Origin of the sequence: Motilibacter deserti (assembly GCF_011250635.1) — a bacterium.
GTDB lineage: Bacteria > Actinomycetota > Actinomycetes > Motilibacterales > Motilibacteraceae > Motilibacter_A > Motilibacter_A deserti.
Window position 1 is genome coordinate 16703 of record NZ_JAANNP010000019.1, and the last position, 16198, is coordinate 32900.

Consider the following 16198-nt stretch of genomic DNA (forward strand, 5'->3'; position numbering starts at 1 on the left):
CCCGCCGGCCTTCCGTCAGACCTCTTCGACGCTGCTCGGCTCACGCCGCGACAGGTCGATGCCCAGCTCCTCGGCCGCCCGGAAGACGTCCTCGTCGGTCTCGCGCATCTCGATGGACATGCCGTCGCTGGAGAGCACCTCGACGTTCAGGCAGAGCGACTGCATCTCCTTGATGAGCACCTTGAAGGACTCAGGAATGCCCGGCTCGGGGATGTTCTCGCCCTTGACGATCGCCTCGTAGACCTTCACGCGGCCGAGGACATCGTCGGACTTGATCGTCAGCAGCTCCTGCAGCGCGTAGGACGCGCCGTAGGCCTCCAGGGCCCAGACCTCCATCTCGCCGAAGCGCTGGCCGCCGAACTGGGCCTTACCGCCGAGCGGCTGCTGGGTGATCATGGAGTACGGGCCGGTCGAACGGGCGTGGATCTTGTCGTCGACCAGGTGGTGCAGCTTCAGGATGTAGATGTAGCCGACCGAGACCGGCGCCGGGAACGGCTCGCCGGAGCGCCCGTCGTAGAGGCGCGCCTTGCCCGAGCTGCCAATGAGGCGGACCCCGTCGCGCGTCGGCGTCGTCGAGTCGAGCAGGCCGGTGATCTCCTCCTCGCGGGCACCGTCGAAGACCGGGGTCGCGACGTTGGTGCCGGGAGGGGCCGAGTCCGCGCCGATCGAGCGCAGCGACGCCTTCCACGACTCGCCGGGCTCGTCCTCGCCCTCGACGTTCCACCCAGTCTTGGCCACCCAGCCCAAGTGGGTCTCCAGCACCTGCCCGACGTTCATGCGGCCGGGCACGCCCAGCGGGTTGAGCACGATGTCGACGGGGGTGCCGTCCTCGAGGAAGGGCATGTCCTCGACCGGGAGGATCTTGGAGATGACGCCCTTGTTGCCGTGCCGGCCGGCGAGCTTGTCGCCGTCGGTGATCTTGCGCTTCTGCGCGACGTAGACCCGGACCAGCTGGTTGACGCCCGGCGGGAGCTCGAAGCCCTCGTCGCGGTCGAAGACGCGCACGCCGATGACCTTGCCGGACTCGCCGTGCGGGACCTTGAGGCTGGTGTCGCGGACCTCGCGCGCCTTCTCGCCGAAGATCGCGCGGAGCAGGCGCTCCTCGGGGGTCAGCTCGGTCTCGCCCTTGGGCGTGACCTTGCCGACCAGGATGTCGCCGGTGACCACGTCGGCGCCGATGCGGATGATGCCGCGCTCGTCGAGGTCGGCGAGGACCTCCTCGGAGACGTTCGGGATGTCCCGGGTGATCTCCTCCGGGCCGAGCTTGGTGTCGCGGGCGTCGACCTCGTGCTCCTCGATGTGGATCGAGGAGAGGACGTCGTCCTGCACCAGGCGCTGGCTGAGGATGATCGCGTCCTCGTAGTTGTGGCCCTCCCACGACATGAACGCCACGAGGAGGTTCTTGCCGAGGGCCATCTCGCCCTGGTCGGTGCACGGGCCGTCGGCGATGACCTGGCCCTCTTCGAGGCGCTGGCCCTCGTCGACGATCGGGCGCTGGTTGAAGGCCGTGCCCTGGTTGGAGCGGCGGAACTTCTGCACCCGGTAGGTCTGGTAGGTGCCGTCGTCGTTGGCGACCGTGATGTAGTCGGCCGAGACCTCCTGCACCACGCCGGCCTTCTCGGCCACGATGACGTCGCCCGCGTCCTTGGCGCCGCGGTACTCCATGCCGGTGCCGACCAGCGGGGACTCGCTGCGCAGCAGCGGGACCGCCTGGCGCTGCATGTTGGCGCCCATGAGCGCGCGGTTGGCGTCGTCGTGCTCGAGGAACGGGATCATCGCCGTCGCGACCGACACCATCTGGCGCGGCGAGACGTCCATGTAGTCGACCTCGTCGCCGGGGATGAAGTCGACCTCGCCGCCCTTGCGGCGGACGAGCACGCGGGCCTCGGCGAACGAGCCGTCCGGGTTCAGCGGAGCGTTCGCCTGCGCGATCGTGTGCTCGTCCTCCTCGTCCGCGGTGAGGTAGTCGACGTCGTCGCTGACGCGGCCGTCGACGACCTTGCGGTAGGGCGTCTCGATGAAGCCGAACGGGTTGATCCGCGCGTAGGTCGCGAGCGAGCCGATGAGGCCGATGTTCGGGCCCTCGGGGGTCTCGATCGGGCACATGCGGCCGTAGTGGCTCGTGTGGACGTCGCGGACCTCCATGCCCGCGCGCTCACGGGACAGGCCACCGGGACCGAGCGCGTTGAGTCGGCGCTTGTGCGTGAGGCCGGCGACCGGGTTCGTCTGGTCCATGAACTGGCTGAGCTGGGAGGTCCCGAAGAACTCCTTGATGCTCGCCACGACGGGCCGGATGTTGATCAGGGTCTGCGGCGTGATCGCCTCGACGTCCTGGGTCGTCATGCGCTCGCGCACGACGCGCTCCATCCGGGACAGGCCGGTGCGGACCTGGTTCTGGATGAGCTCGCCGACGGTGCGGATGCGGCGGTTGCCGAAGTGGTCGATGTCGTCGACCTCGACGCGCACCTGCCCGCGGGCGGACTCCATCGCCGGCTGGTTCGCGTGCAGCGAGACGAGGTACTTGATCGTGGCGACGATGTCGTCCACGGTCAGCACGCCGGCGCCGATCTCGCCGTCGGTCCCGATCTTCTTGTTGACCTTGTAGCGGCCGACCTTGGCCAGGTCGTAGCGCTTCGGGTTGAAGTAGAGGTTCTCCAACAGCGTCTGCGCGGCCTCGCGGGTCGGCGGCTCGCCCGGGCGCAGCTTGCGGTAGATGTCGAGCAGCGCGTCGTCCTGGCCGGTCGTGTGGTCCTTCTCCAGCGTGGACCGCATCGACTCGAACTCGCCGAACTCCTCGAGGATCCGGGCGTCGTCCCAGCCCAGGGCCTTGAGCAGCACGGTGACGGACTGCTTGCGCTTGCGGTCGACGCGGACGCCGACCTGGTCGCGCTTGTCGATCTCGAACTCGAGCCACGCGCCGCGGCTCGGGATGATCTTGGCGCCGAAGACGTCCTTGTCGGAGGTCTTGTCCAGCGTCTTGTCGAAGTAGACGCCGGGCGAGCGCACGAGCTGGGACACGACGACACGCTCGGTGCCGTTGATGATGAACGTGCCCTTGTTGGTCATGAGCGGGAAGTCACCCATGAACACCGTCTGCGACTTGATCTCGCCGGTGTTGTTGTTCATGAACTCGGCCGTGACGAACAGCGGCGCCGAGTAGGTGATGTCGCGCTCCTTGCACTCCTCGACGGAGTACTTGGGCTCGTAGAACTCGGGGTCCGAGAACGACAGGGACATGGTCCCCTGGAAGTCCTCGATCGGGCTGATCTCCTCGAAGATCTCCTGGAGCCCGGACTTCTCCGGGACGAGCAGGCCGTCGGCCCGCATCGCCTCGACGCGGGCCTTCCACTTCGCGTTGCCGAGCAGCCAGTCGAAGCTGTCGGTCTGCAGCGCGAGGAGGTTCGGGACCTCAAGCGGCTCGCGGATCTTGGCGAAGGAGATACGAGTGGGGGCGGTGCTGTTGGAGCTGGCGGCGTTGAGCTGATTGGTGTTCAACGCGGAGCCGGGTTCTGCAGTGCGCGGGGCGGCCAAGAGGGGTCCTTCCGAGGCTCGGAGCTCGAGGCAGACGGGCGAGCCCGGCCCCCCACCTCCGACGGCATGAGCCTGTCGGGGCATCTGAGGTACATCGGGCAGCGCAAAGCGTCAGCATACCCTCACGGGCAGGCTGACGCAAACCCCGGCGTCGGCTCGTGCGGTTCCCTTTCGGCGCCCATCCGGGCTCCGCAGGCTTCGCACGCCCCTCCTGCAATCTCTCGTGCCGGCCACCCAGCCGCTAGCGCCTTGCTCGGGCCGGCGCGAAGAGGATGACTCCCCGACCGCACCCGGGTCAAGCGCATCGCCGCAACTGCCGGCCCGGCGCACGAATCCCGTCCTACCACGCCTGGTGCCCGACGAAACCGTACCTGCTCCACCGGCGGGGCGACGGCGGACGTCCACACCCGGAGTGGCGACGCACCCGGCGCACGGCCGGCCCTCCCCCGTCACGCCGGCCGGGCCGCAGAACGCACGAGCCGCCCGCCCCGCGCAGGCGGGACGAGCGGCTCGAGAGACGCAGCTGCGGGCGGGCCCGCGGGTGCGAGGGGGGTCTTACTTGACCGTCACCGAGGCGCCGGCGCCCTCGAGGGCCGCCTTCGCCTTCTCAGCGGTCTCCTTGTTGACCTTCTCGAGGACGGGCTTCGGCGCGCCGTCGACCAGGTCCTTGGCCTCCTTGAGGCCGAGGTTCGTGAGGCCACGGACCTCCTTGATGACCTGGATCTTCTTGTCGCCGGCCGAGTCGAGGATGACGTCGAACTCGTCCTGCTCCTCGGCGGCGGCGGCCTCGCCACCGGCGCCACCGGCAGCGGGGGCGGCCGCGACGGCGACCGGAGCGGCGGCGGTGACGCCGAAGGTCTCCTCGAACTGCTTCACGAACTCGCTGAGCTCGATGAGCGTGAGCTCCTTGAACGCGTCGAGCAGCTCGTCGGTGCTGAGCTTCGCCATGGTGGCGGGTCCTTCCTACAGATGGGGAGAAACAGAGTTCGCGGGGCGCGAGCGCCTCGCAGGGGGCACGTCAGGCCTCGGCCGGAGCCTCGGTCGACTCGGCGGGAGCGTCCGCGTCGGCGGCCGCGGGAGCGGCCTCCTCGGCGGGGGCACCCTCGGCCTGCTTGGCGCGCAGCGCCTCGGCCAGGCGGGCGGCCTGCGACAGCGGCGCCTGGAACAGCGCAGCCGCCTTGGCCAGCGAGGCATTCATCGCCCCGGCGGCCTTGGCCAGGAGGACCTCCTTGGACTCCAGGTCCGCGAGCTTGGAGATGTCCTCGGCCGAGATCGGGCGGCCGTCGAGCACGCCGCCCTTGATGACGAGCAGGGGGTTCGCACGGGCGAAGTCACGCAGGGCCTTGGCCGCGTCGACCGGCTCGCCCTTGACGAAGGCGACCGCGGACGGACCGGCAAGCAGGTCGTCCAGGCCCCCGACGCCGGCGTCCCGCGCAGCGATCTTGGTCAGCGTGTTCTTCACCACGGCGTAGGTCGTACCGTCGCCGAGCGAACGGCGCAGCTCCTTGAGCTGGGCGACGGTGAGACCGCGGTACTCGGTGAGCACCGCCGCGGACGAGCTGCGGAAGTGGTCCGTCAACTCGGCGACAGCGGCGGCCTTGTCGGGCCTCGCCATGGGTCTCCCTTCGGGTGCCGGCGCACGGAGGCCCTGCGGAGACGACGAACGCCCCGGCGCGCGGCGCACGGGGCGTGGGAGACGGCACGGCGAAGCATGCGCGTCGAGCACTTCCGGTCACCTGCGCGGGTCGCCCACGTCCTGCGGGGCCTTCGGCTGCAGGTCCTGAGCGACGGGCGTCGCGCGGGCATGCAGCGGCCAGCGGTCTTCGGTGGCATCAGCGTACGTCATGGCGCGACCGGTGCCAAACGCCCGGCGACGCCCGGCGGCCGTGGATCACTGGAGGCGCCCCGGGGCACCCGTCCGGCCCGCGAACGCGCGAGGGGCGCGCTCCCGGCCCTACGGCTCAAGGATGCGCGCCCCTGCGGAGGCGGTGCGGCGGTCAGGCCGAGGCGGTCGCCTCGTCCTCGAGAACCGCGCGGCGAGCGGCGTCCAGCGGGATGCCGGGGCCCATCGTCGTGGTGATCGTCGCCTTCTTGATGTAGCGGCCCTTGGCTGCCGAGGGCTTGAGACGGTTGATCTCGTCCATCGCGGCGGCGTAGTTCTCGACGAGCGCACGGTCGTCGAAGCTCGCCTTGCCGATGATGAAGTGCAGGTTCGAGTGCCGGTCGACGCGGAACTCGATCTTGCCGCCCTTGATGTCCGAGACGGCCTTGGCGACGTCGGCCGTCACCGTGCCGGTCTTCGGGTTCGGCATCAGGCCGCGGGGGCCGAGCACGCGGCCGAGGCGGCCGACCTTGCCCATGAGGTCGGGGGTCGCGACGACGGCGTCGAAGTCGAGGCGGCCCTTCTGGACCTCCTCGATCAGCTCGTCCGAGCCGACGATGTCGGCGCCGGCGGCCTCGGCCGCTGCCGCGCGGTCACCGGTGGCGAAGACGAGGACGCGAGCCGTCTTGCCGGTGCCGTGCGGGAGGTTGACCGTGCCGCGGACCATCTGGTCGGCCTTGCGGGGGTCGACACCGAGGCGGAGGGCGACCTCGACCGTGGCGTCGTACTTGACCGTGGAGGTCTCCTTGGCCAGCCGGACGGCCTCGACCGGGCCGTACAGCTTGTCGAAGTCGACCTTCTCGGCCGCAGAGCGGTATGCCTTGCTGCGCTTCACTGCTGCTCCTGAACGTGAGGTGGAGTCGTGGTCATCGGGCCGCGCGCGGCCCTTCCACGGGGGTGCTGGGCGGGACGGGTGCCGAGCGGAACGCTCAGCCCTCGACCGTGATGCCCATCTGCCGGGCGGTGCCGGCGATGATCTTCTCGGCGGCGTCGAGGTCGTTGGCGTTGAGGTCGGGCATCTTGGTCTGCGCGATCTCACGGACCTGGGCGCGGGTGAGCTTCGCGACCTTGGTCTTCTGCGGCTCCGGGGAGCCCTTCGCCACGCCCGCGGCGGCCAGGATCAGCTTGGCGGCCGGCGGCGTCTTCGTGACGAACGTGAACGAGCGGTCCTCGTAGACGCTGATCTCGACGGGGACGACCTGTCCGCGCTGGGCCTCCGTCGCGGCGTTGTACGCCTTGACGAACTCCATGATGTTGACGCCGTGCTGGCCGAGCGCCGGGCCGACCGGCGGGGCCGGCGTGGCCGCGCCGGCCTGGATCTGCAGCTTGATGATCGCTGCAAGCTTCTTCTTGGGGGGCATCTCTCGCGTCCTTCGATCTTCTGTGCGCTTGGTGGTGGGGCCGGCTCAGATCTTCTGGATCTGGCTGAACGGGAGCTCGACCGGGGTCTCACGGCCGAAGATCTCGACGAGGGCGCGCACCTTGCGGGCGTCGACGTCGATCTCGGTGATCGTGGCGTGCAGCGTGGCGAACGGCCCCTCGTTGACCATCACCGAGTCGCCCACGGAGAAGTCCACGACCTTGACCTCGGGCGCGGCGGCACCGCCGGCACCGGGGCGCTTCTCCTCGGGCTTCGGCGCGATCATCCGCCCGACCTCGTCGAGGCTGAGCGGCGTCGGGGAGTGGGTGTGCCCCACGAACCCGGTCACGCCGGGGGTGTTGCGCACCGCGCCCCACGACTCGTCCGTCAGGTCCATGCGGACCAGGACGTAGCCGGGGAACTTGTTGCGCCGCACCTGCTTGCGCTGGCCGTTCTTGATCTCGGTGACCTCTTCCATGGGCACCTCGATCTGATAGATGAAGTCCTCCATGTTGAGGCTCGAGATGCGCTGCTCGAGGTTGGACTTCACCCGGTTCTCGTAGCCCGCGTAGGAGTGCACGACGTACCAGTCGCCGGGCGCCCGCCGCAGCGCGTCGTAGAACGCCTCGACGGGGTCCTGCTCCTCCTCGGGCGCGGCCTCGGGCCCGGACTCGGACTCCGTCGCGGCCGGCTCCTCGACGGCGTCGGCCGACGCGTCGGCGAAGCCGCCCTCGGCGAGCTCGTCCTGGGTCGCGCCGGCGACCGCCGCGCCCTCGACGTAGCCGCTGGTCACGTCGGTCGTGCCGCCGAGCTCGTCCGTGCCCGAGGCCAGGTCGTCGCCCGGGTCGGCCGCGGTGTCGTCGATCCCGACGCCCGACGCGTACGGGGACACCCGCGGCGCAACGCCCTCGGCGTCGGCGGCCTCGGCGTTCTCGCTGCGCTGCAGGCCGTACTCGGGGTCCTCCGGAGCGGTCGGCTCGAAGGGGGTCTGGGACACGTTCGGCTACCTCGGTTCGGTGCGGGGTCTCGGGTCGGTGCTGGGTTCTGTCGGTGCTGGCTCGGCTCGGTGCCGGCTCGGTCGCGGGGCGTCCCGACGCCGGCCGGGCGCGCCGTCCGGCGCGGCAGGCCGGTCGGCTAGCCGAACACCCAGAACATGAGCCGGCCGAAGCCGTAGTCCAGGACCGAGATGATCGCGATCATGACCAGCACGAACACGAGCACGACCGTGGTGTAGGTCGTCAGCTCGTGGCGCGTCGGCCAGATGACCTTGCGCATCTCGGCGACGACCTGGCGGAAGTAGAGCGAGGTCCGCGCCACCGGGGACGAGCCCCGCCGGTCGGACTTCTCGCGAGAGGCGACGGAGCCGGTCTCGCGGCGGTCGTCGCCGGTCTCGCGCTCGGGGACGGCGCTGCCGTCGTGCAGCTCGGTCACGCGTCGGCTCCAGTGCTCTCGGTGTGCTCACGGGTGCTGGTCCACCTGGGCTGGCTTGCCAGGCGTTCGGTCAGGCATCGGTCGGCCGGCCCCGGCGGGTGAAGTGGCTCGAGCTGCCTCGCCCTACGGGTCGCGCAGCGGCCGCACGCGCCAGCTCTTGCTCCGTGCCTGGCAGGCGCACGCGGGCGCGCCACAGCGCCGACGGGCCAGTGTACGGCGCGGCGGGCGTTCAGGTCGAACGCCCGGCAAACCCGGCCCTCGCCCGCGGCCCCGTGGGAAACTCCCCGACGGGCCGTCGGCGGGGCGTGGGAGCATCTGGGCCATGAGCGTGCCAGCCGGTCTGCCCCCGACGTCTCCAGCCTCCCGCCGCGTGTCCGCGCGGCTCTCCGCGATCACCGAGTCGGCCACGTTGGCCGTCGATGCGAAGGCCAAGGCGCTCAAGGCGGCCGGGCGCCCCGTCATCGGCTTCGCGGCCGGCGAGCCGGACTTCCCGACCCCGGAGCACATCGTCGAGGCGGCGGTCCGGGCCTGCACCGACCCGCGCATGCACCACTACACCCCGGCCGGCGGCCTGCCCGAGCTGCGTGAGGCCGTCGCCGCCAAGACCGCCCGCGACTCCGGCCTCACCGTAGCCGCCTCTCAGGTCCTCATCACCAACGGCGGCAAGCAGGCGGTCTACAACGCGTTCGCCGCCCTGCTCGACCCGGGCGACGAGGTCCTGGTCCCGGCGCCCTACTGGACGACCTACCCCGAGAGCATCAAGCTCGCCGGCGGCGTCCCGGTCCCGGTGACCGCCGACGAGAGCACGGGCTACCGGGTGAGCGTCGAGCAGCTCGAGGCCGCGGTCACCGAGCGCACCAAGGTCCTGCTCTTCGTCTCGCCCTCCAACCCGACCGGCGCCGTCTACTCCCCCGAGGCCGTCGCAGAGATCGGCCGCTGGGCCGTGCAGCGCGGGCTCTGGGTCGTGACCGACGAGATCTACGAGCACCTCGTCTACGGCGACGCACGTTTCTCCTCCATCTCGGTCGCCGTGCCCGAGCTGGCCGAGCAGACGGTCGTCGTCAACGGCGTCGCCAAGACCTGGGCCATGACCGGGTGGCGCGTCGGGTGGCTGATCGGGCCGAAGGACATCGTCAAGGCCGCCGCCGACCTGCAGTCGCACGCGACCTCCAACGTCGCCAACGTCTCCCAGGCCGCTGCGCTCGCCGCCGTGACCGACGACCTGTCCGCCGCCCGGCAGATGCGGGTCTCCTTCGACCGGCGCCGCCAGACGATGGTCCGGATGCTCAACGAGGTCCCCGGCTTCGTCTGCCCCGAGCCCGAGGGCGCGTTCTACTGCTACCCCTCGGTCAAGCAGGCCCTCGGCCGGGAGATCCGCGGCCGCCGGGTCGAGACCTCGGCGCAGCTGTGCGAGGTCGTGCTCGAGGAGGCCGAGGTCGCGATGGTGCCGGGCGAGGCGTTCGGCACCCCGGGCTACGTGCGCCTGTCCTACGCGCTCGGCGACGACGACCTCGCTGAGGGCGTCAGCCGGGTGCAGCGCCTGCTCGGCGAGACGAGCTGAGCGGGCGTACGCCGGCAGGTGGGCCCGGGGCCCGGCGCGACCTCGCGCTGCTGCCCAAGGCCCACCTGCACCTGCACTTCACCGGCTCGATGCGGCACCGGACGCTGGTCGAGCTGGCCTACCGGGCGGGCGTTCGGCTGCCGCCGTCCCTGCGCTCGGACGAGCCGCCGCAGCTGACCGACGTCGAGAGCCGGGGCTGGTTCCGGTTCCAGCGGCTCTACGACACCGCCCGGTCGGTGCTGCACACCGAGGACGACGTGCGCCGCCTGCTGCGCGAAGCGGCCGAGGACGAGGCGGCCGAGGGCTCGGGCTGGCTGGAGATGCAGGTCGACCCGTCGGGCTACGGCGCGCGCTTCGACGGGCTCACCTCCTTCCTCGAGCTCTTCCTCGACGCAGCCGCCGACGCCGGCGAGCGCGCGGGGATCGGCGTCGGGGTGATCGTCGCGGCCAACCGCACCCGGCACCCGCTCGACGCGCGCACCCTCGCCCGGCTCGCCACCCGCTACGTCGGGCAGGGCGTCGTCGGGTTCGGGCTCTCCAACGACGAGCGGCGCGGGCGCACCGAGGACTTCGGCCCGGCCTTCGCCATCGCGGCGCGGGCGGGGCTGCCCGGCGTGCCGCACGGCGGGGAGCTGCTCGGCCCGGAGTCCGTGCGGGCGTGCGTGTCCGCGCTCGGGGCCCGGCGGCTCGGCCACGGCGTACGCGCCGCCGAGGACCCGGCGCTGCTCGAGGAGCTGGCCGCGGCCGGCGTCGCCTGCGAGGTCTGCCCCTCGTCCAACGTCAGCCTGGGCGTCTTCGACCGGGCCGAGCAGGTCCCGTTGCCCGCCATGCTCGCCGCCGGCGTGCCCGTCGCCCTCGGCGCGGACGACCCGCTGCTCTTCGGGTCGCGGCTCACCGCGCAATACGGTTTGGTGCGCGACGTCCACGGGCTCGACGACGCGGCCCTGGCCGGCCTGGCCCGCAGCTCGATCACGGCGTCCTTCGCCCCGCAGGACGTCAAGGAGCGGCTGCTCAAGGGCGTCGACGACTGGCTGGCCACGCCTGCCGGGGACGCGGTCGACCCCGCGTCAGCCTCCTCCGCCCCCTGAGCCGCCCCGCTCTGGAAGCGAGCCGACACCGCGTACGCCGAGCCGCACCCGCCCCCGCACCCGCAGACCACGCACACCCGCTGATCATGCACATATGGCGAGTTTTCCACAGCCCTTCGAAGTGTGGATAACTCGCCATAAGTGCATGATCAGCGCAGGGAAGGGCTCGCGCTCAGCGGGCGAGCGCTGGCCTGCCGAGCAGGGGCGGGGCCTGTCAGAGGCTGAGGCCGACGAGCACCGGCTCGGGGACGAGCTCGATCCCGAAGCGGGCGCGCACGCCGTCGCGCACCTCCCGCGCCAGGGCAGCCAGGTCGGCGGCGGCCGCGCCGCCGCGGTTGGTCAGGGCCAGCGTGTGCTTGGTCGAGAGCCGCGCGAGCCCCGTGCCGTAGCCCTTGCCGAAGCCGGCTTGCTCGATCAGCCAGGCGGCCGGCACCTTGACCAGCCCGTCCCCCGCCGGCCAGCGCGGCGCCTCTGCGGGCAGCGCAGCGGCGTCGTCCGGGGCCAGGACGGGGTTCGTGAAGAACGAGCCCGCGCTCCACGTGTCGGGGTCGTCGGCGTCGAGCACCATGCCCTTCGCCGCGCGCAGCGCGAGGACCGCCTCGCGCACGGCGGGCAGCGGCGCGCGCGCACCGGTCTCGATGCCGAGCGCGCGGGCCAGCTCGGCGTAGCGGACCGGGTCCGACATTGAGGCGGGGCGCAGGGCGTACTCGACCTCGAGGACGACGTAGCGGCCGGGCTCCTGCTTGAACCGGCTGGTGCGGTAGCCGAAGCCGCAGTCACCCACCGGGAAGGTGCGGACGCGGCGCTCGACACGGTCGTACGCACGGACCCGCTCGACGGTGGAGGAGACCTCCTGGCCGTACGCGCCGACGTTCTGAACGGGCGTCGCGCCAGCGGTGCCGGGAATCCCGGACAGGCACTCGATACCGGCGAGCGACTCCTCGACCGCCCGGACGACGACCGCGTCCCAGTCCTCTCCCGCGGCGACGCGCAGCGTGGGGTAGCCGCAGCCGCAGTCGACCAGCTCGGTCCCGCTGGTGGCAACGAGGACGACCGTGCCCGCGAAGCCCGCGTCGGCGACGAGCACGTTGCTGCCGCCGCCGAGGACGAGGAGCGGCTCACCGGCCTCGTCGCAGCTGCGTACGGCCTCGATCAGCTCGGCCTCGGAGCTCGCGCGGACCAGCCGCCGGGCGGGGCCGCCGACGCGGAGCGTGGTGAGCGCGGCGAGCGGCAGGTCCTGCCCGGCCGGGGCAGGGCCGGCCGCAGCGGGGGGCGCGAGGTCGGAGGAGGTCACGGACCGACGGTATGCGAACGGTCAGGCGAGCTGCAGGACGGCGCGGGCCTGGCCCAGCACCTTGACCCCGGCCGAGGTGGCCGTGAGCTCGACGCGGACGCGGCCGCCGTCGAGGACCTCGGTGACGCGGCCGGCAACGACGAGCTCGGCGACGTCGGGGGCGGCGGGCACGACGACGGGCTTGGTGAAGCGGACGGAGTACTCCACGACCGCTCCGGGGTCGCCGGCCCAGTCGGTGAGCACGCGGGCGGCCTGCGCCATCGAGAGCATCCCGTGGGCGACGACGCCGGGCAGCCCGATCGCGAGGGCGGCCTGCTCGTCCCAGTGGATGGGGTTGAAGTCGCCGGAGGCGCCGGCGTAGCGGACCAGGTCGGCCCGGCCCAGGCGCACCGTGAGCGGCGGCAGCTCGTCACCGACGGCGACGTCGGCGGCGGGGCGGCGGCTCACGCGGCGGCCTCGGGAGCGCGCACCAGCAGCGAGGACCAGGCCGAGCCCAGCTCCTCGCCGTCCTCGGCGCGCAGGTCGACCCGGACCGAGATCAGCGCGTTGCCGCCGACCACGCGGACCGACTCGACGGTCGCGGCGCCGGTGACCCGGTCCCCAGCCTGCAGCGGGCGGGCCAGGGCGAAGCGCTGGTCGCCGTGGACGACGCGCTCGAGCCCGATGCCGAGCTCGGGGTCGGCGAGCAGCGGGGCGAGCCCGCGCCAGGCAACGAGGAAGGGGAAGGTCGGAGGGGCGACGACCTCCGGATAGCCCAACGCCCGCGCTGCGTCGGGATCGACGTAGGCGGGCGTGGTGTCGCCGAGGGCCTCGGCCAGCTCCCGAAGCTTCTCCCGGCCGATCTCGTACGGCGCAGACGCCGGGTAGGAACGACCGGCGAGCGACGCGTCGAGCGGCACGGCAGCGAGTCTTCGGAGAGCGGTAGCGCCGGACCCGAAGGTCAGCGGGTCTCGCGGTGCTCGGTGTGCGTCCGGCAGTTCGGGCAGAACTTCTTCAGCTCGAGCCGGTCGGGGTCGTTGCGGCGGTTCTTCTTGGTGATGTAGTTGCGGTGCTTGCAGACCGTGCAGGCCAGCGTGATCTTCGGACGTACGTCGGTGGCAGCCACGGGTGCAGCCTTCCTTGAGCTACGGATGCGGGACGCGGGGTAGCGGTGACCGGACTTGAACCGGTGACACAGCGATTATGAGCCGCTTGCTCTGCCAACTGAGCTACACCGCCGCGAATGCCTTCCCGTGCTGGGAAGGCACTTTCAGAGCCCCAATACGGAATCGAACCGTAGACCTTCTCCTTACCATGGAGACGCTCTGCCGACTGAGCTATTGGGGCACGCGAGGAACGAGGATACACAAGCCCCGGGCGGTTCGGCGAACCGGTCGCCGGAGCTGGTGGCCCGGGCGGATGTTTCTCGGCTCCCGCCCGGTCGTTCTCGCAGGTCAGGATACCCGGTCGCCGCCGCGGGCGGGGGTCGGGGACGGGCTCGCGGGAGCCGTCCCCGTCGGGGTGGGCGTCGGCGTGGCAGTCGGCGTGGGAGTCGGCTCCGGAGCCTCGCCGTCGATGCTCACAGTGGCGGTGTCCGAGCGCCTGGTGACGTCGCCGTCGCACCCACGCGCGCTGACCCATGCCCGGAGGCGGTGCTCACCGGGCTTCTTGAGCTCCAGCACGCCCTCGCTCACCCCTGCGGACGGGGCAAGGGTGCAGTCGTCGCTGATCGTGCGGGTGAGCACCCGGTCCGCCCCGTCGAGGATGGCCACGCTGGCCACCGGGTCCGGGCCTCCGGACCACGTCACCCGCCAGGAGACGCTGGTCCCCGTGACGTCCACCGACAGCGTGACGGACAGGGCCTGCGGCCCCTGCGTCGCGGTGCTCGACGGCGTCGCGGTGGGCGACGCCGCAGGCGCCGTCGGGCTCGAGGTCGGCGAGGAGGGCGTGGGCACACCGCTCGGGCTCGCGGACGCCTTGGGGCTCGTCCCGCTGTTGGGCAGGCCGGGCGTGGGCAGGGCCGGCGCGTCCGGGGCCTGCGTGCCCGCTGTGGCCGCAGGCTGCGTGCCCGTGACGGGAGCTGACGTCGTGGGCGACGGGGACGCGATCACCGGGGATGCCGTGACCAGGTGCCCGCCGGCGACGGTCTCCCCCGGCCCCGGCCCGCCCCTGTCCGCGACACCGAGCGCCCATCCGGCGAGCGCGGCGACGGGCACCATGGCGGCGGCGCAGGCCGCGAGCCGGCGCGAGGTCCGGTCGTGGCGTGCGCGGGTGAGCACGGCGGTGCTCAGCTCCTGGGCGTCGACGTAGCGCGGGCTCTCGTCGGCCAGGCGGCCGAGGCCGCGGCGAAGCACCTCATCGACACGCGGGTCGAACGCGTCGAACGGGTCGGGGCGGCTCACGGCGCGCCTTTCTCGTGCGGGGTGGGAACGGGCGACGCCTCGTCGGCGACCATCGAGCGCAGCCGGGCCATCGCGGCGGAGGCGGTGCTCTTCACGGTGCCCGGGGAGATCCCGAGCGCCTCGGCAATGTCCTTCTCGCTCATGTCCTCGTAGAACCGCAGGACGATGACGGCCCGCTGGCGCCGGGGCAGGCTCGTGAGCAGGGTCCGGACGTACTCGCGCTCGTCGGCGGCGCCGTAGGGGTCGAGCAGCTCGACGTCGGGCAGCTCGGCCGTCGGCCGCTCGCCGTTCCACTTGCGCTGCCACCAGCGGGTGTAGACGCTGACCATGACCTTGCGGACGTACGCCTCGGCCGCGGCCTCGTCGCGCAGCGAGGACCAGCGCAGGTAGGTCTTGGTGAGGGCGGCCTGGAGCAGGTCCTCGGCCAGATGGCGGTCACCCGTGAGGAGGTACGCGGTCCGCAGCAGGGCCGCGGAACGCTCGCGCAGGAGGCGGTCGAACGCCTCGGGCGCGCTGTCCATGCGCCTCCCGTCGCCGACCGCCGAATGTCCCCCGTCCACTGCCGCTCCGGATGCTGGACGCGGTCCCAGGGTAGGCGCAGGCAGGGCAGATCGGGGGGAAGCCCCCGGGACACGCCCTACCAAGGCGCCAGACAGTGCCTGCACGCCCGGAAGGAGACATAAGAAGGGCGCGGAGGTTCATCCCAGCCGGCGACGAGGTCGCGCGCAGTCTCGCGCGACGGCCGGTGGGGCGGCTGGCCCGACGGCCGGTAGGGCGACCCGTGGAGCAGCCCGTGGGGCAGCCCCGTGGACGGCCCGGGAAAAGCACTGACGGCGCCCGGCCGAAGGGCCGGACGCCGTCCAAGGTGGCAGGTGAAGGATTCGAACCTTCGTAGGCAAAGCCGACGGATTTACAGTCCGCTCCCATTGGCCGCTCGGGCAACCTGCCGTGACCCGCCGTGCAGCCCAGGGCTCCTGGCGGGACTGCGGAAGAATAGCCGATCGCGGCGGGGCCCGGCGCCACCGGGAGGGTGGCCGCCCCGCGCGGGACCGGTCGCACGGCCCGTCCGCACACCGGCACGTGAAGGAGAGGCAGCACACAAGATGGCCGACTCGTCGTTCGACATCGTGAGCAAGGTGGACCGCCAGGAGGTGGACAACGCGCTCAACCAGACCGCGAAGGAGCTGTCCCAGCGCTTCGACTTCAAGGGCACCGGGGCCTCGATCGCCTGGTCCGGCGAGCGCATCGCGTTCAGCGCCGGCTCGGAGGAGCGGCTCAAGGCGGCCCTGGACGTCTTCAAGGAGAAGCTGATCAAGCGCGGCATCTCGCTCAAGGCGATCGACGCCGGGGAGCCGCAGGCGTCGGGCAAGGAGTACAAGCTCACCGCGGACCTCAAGCAGGGCATCGGGCAGGAGGACGCGAAGAAGCTGGGCAAGATCATCCGCGACGAGGGGCCCAAGGGCGTCAAGGCGCAGATCCAGGGCGAGGAGCTGCGGGTCAGCTCCAAGAGCCGGGACGACCTGCAGGAGGTCATCGCCCTGCTCAAGGGCAAGGACCTCGACATCGCCCTGCAGTTCGTGAACTACCGCTAGGCCGACGCCGCTGCGAGAGCCGGCACGGAGCCGGCACGGAGCCGGCACGGAGCCGGCCCGGGCTGGCACAGCGGGCGG

16 protein-coding genes and 3 tRNA genes are annotated in these 16198 nt (G+C 72.0%); 3 read left to right on the forward strand and 16 right to left on the reverse strand.

The annotated features are described in order from the left end of the window. Nucleotides 1–15: 15 nt before the first annotated feature. The 7 genes from rpoB to secE form a co-directional block, all read right to left on the reverse strand. A complete protein-coding gene (gene rpoB, locus G9H71_RS15510; RefSeq protein ID WP_196792148.1) occupies nucleotides 16–3531 on the reverse strand; it encodes a DNA-directed RNA polymerase subunit beta in 3516 nt (1171 codons plus the stop codon). A gap of 555 nt (nucleotides 3532–4086) precedes the next feature. After that, nucleotides 4087–4479, reverse strand: a complete 393-nt coding sequence (rplL, locus tag G9H71_RS15515; RefSeq protein WP_166283435.1) for a 50S ribosomal protein L7/L12 — start codon at nucleotides 4477–4479, stop codon at nucleotides 4087–4089. A gap of 70 nt (nucleotides 4480–4549) precedes the next feature. Continuing rightward, nucleotides 4550–5146, reverse strand: coding sequence for a 50S ribosomal protein L10 (rplJ, locus tag G9H71_RS15520; RefSeq protein ID WP_166283437.1), 597 nt, complete (start codon nucleotides 5144–5146; stop codon nucleotides 4550–4552). Between the two features lie 382 nt (nucleotides 5147–5528). Beyond that, nucleotides 5529–6248, reverse strand: a complete 720-nt coding sequence (gene rplA / locus G9H71_RS15525; protein ID WP_166283439.1) for a 50S ribosomal protein L1 — start codon at nucleotides 6246–6248, stop codon at nucleotides 5529–5531. A 94-nt stretch (nucleotides 6249–6342) separates the two neighbouring features. Next, entirely contained in the window at nucleotides 6343–6774 is a 432-nt protein-coding gene (gene rplK, locus G9H71_RS15530) for a 50S ribosomal protein L11 (RefSeq protein ID WP_166283441.1), read from the reverse strand. Nucleotides 6775–6819: 45 nt separating this feature from the next. Then, complete coding sequence (gene nusG / locus G9H71_RS25555) at nucleotides 6820–7770, reverse strand: transcription termination/antitermination protein NusG (protein WP_407939771.1); 951 nt, start codon at nucleotides 7768–7770, stop codon at nucleotides 6820–6822. Between the two features lie 137 nt (nucleotides 7771–7907). Continuing rightward, nucleotides 7908–8204 carry a preprotein translocase subunit SecE gene (secE, locus tag G9H71_RS15540; RefSeq protein WP_166283443.1) on the reverse strand — a complete coding sequence of 99 codons (297 nt, stop codon included), beginning with the start codon at nucleotides 8202–8204 and terminating at the stop codon, nucleotides 7908–7910. 322 nt (nucleotides 8205–8526) lie between these two features. Between secE and G9H71_RS15545 the strand changes: the two genes are divergently transcribed. After that, entirely contained in the window at nucleotides 8527–9765 is a 1239-nt protein-coding gene (locus G9H71_RS15545; protein ID WP_166283445.1) for a pyridoxal phosphate-dependent aminotransferase, read from the forward strand. Between the two features lie 89 nt (nucleotides 9766–9854). Then, entirely contained in the window at nucleotides 9855–10853 is a 999-nt protein-coding gene (locus G9H71_RS15550) for an adenosine deaminase (protein ID WP_231134902.1), read from the forward strand. A gap of 214 nt (nucleotides 10854–11067) precedes the next feature. On the opposite strand, the gene G9H71_RS15555 is transcribed toward G9H71_RS15550, so the two are convergent. From G9H71_RS15555 to G9H71_RS15595, 9 genes are all read right to left on the reverse strand, one after another. After that, nucleotides 11068–12147 (reverse strand): UDP-N-acetylmuramate dehydrogenase, encoded by a 1080-nt coding sequence (locus G9H71_RS15555; RefSeq protein WP_331273038.1) that lies wholly within the window; start codon nucleotides 12145–12147, stop codon nucleotides 11068–11070. 21 nt (nucleotides 12148–12168) lie between these two features. Beyond that, nucleotides 12169–12594 (reverse strand): MaoC family dehydratase, encoded by a 426-nt coding sequence (locus G9H71_RS15560; RefSeq protein ID WP_166283447.1) that lies wholly within the window; start codon nucleotides 12592–12594, stop codon nucleotides 12169–12171. After that, entirely contained in the window at nucleotides 12591–13046 is a 456-nt protein-coding gene (locus G9H71_RS15565; RefSeq protein WP_166283449.1) for an FAS1-like dehydratase domain-containing protein, read from the reverse strand. Before G9H71_RS15565 ends, G9H71_RS15560 begins: the two co-directional genes overlap by 4 nt. A 41-nt stretch (nucleotides 13047–13087) precedes the next feature. Then, nucleotides 13088–13252 (reverse strand): 50S ribosomal protein L33, encoded by a 165-nt coding sequence (rpmG, locus tag G9H71_RS23915; RefSeq protein ID WP_166166767.1) that lies wholly within the window; start codon nucleotides 13250–13252, stop codon nucleotides 13088–13090. Nucleotides 13253–13292: 40 nt separating this feature from the next. After that, nucleotides 13293–13365: transfer RNA gene (locus tag G9H71_RS15575), tRNA-Met, on the reverse strand. Nucleotides 13366–13400: 35 nt separating this feature from the next. Next, nucleotides 13401–13473, reverse strand: a tRNA-Thr gene (locus G9H71_RS15580). Nucleotides 13474–13580: 107 nt separating this feature from the next. Next, nucleotides 13581–14528 carry a serine/threonine-protein kinase gene (locus G9H71_RS15585; RefSeq protein WP_166283451.1) on the reverse strand — a complete coding sequence of 316 codons (948 nt, stop codon included), beginning with the start codon at nucleotides 14526–14528 and terminating at the stop codon, nucleotides 13581–13583. Then, entirely contained in the window at nucleotides 14525–15049 is a 525-nt protein-coding gene (locus tag G9H71_RS15590) for a SigE family RNA polymerase sigma factor (protein ID WP_166283453.1), read from the reverse strand. Before G9H71_RS15590 ends, G9H71_RS15585 begins: the two co-directional genes overlap by 4 nt. Before the next feature lie 345 nt (nucleotides 15050–15394). After that, a tRNA-Tyr gene (locus G9H71_RS15595) sits at nucleotides 15395–15476 on the reverse strand. Nucleotides 15477–15631: 155 nt separating this feature from the next. Between G9H71_RS15595 and G9H71_RS15600 the strand changes: the two genes are divergently transcribed. Continuing rightward, nucleotides 15632–16120 (forward strand): YajQ family cyclic di-GMP-binding protein, encoded by a 489-nt coding sequence (locus tag G9H71_RS15600; protein WP_166283455.1) that lies wholly within the window; start codon nucleotides 15632–15634, stop codon nucleotides 16118–16120. Nucleotides 16121–16198: the final 78 nt, after the last annotated feature.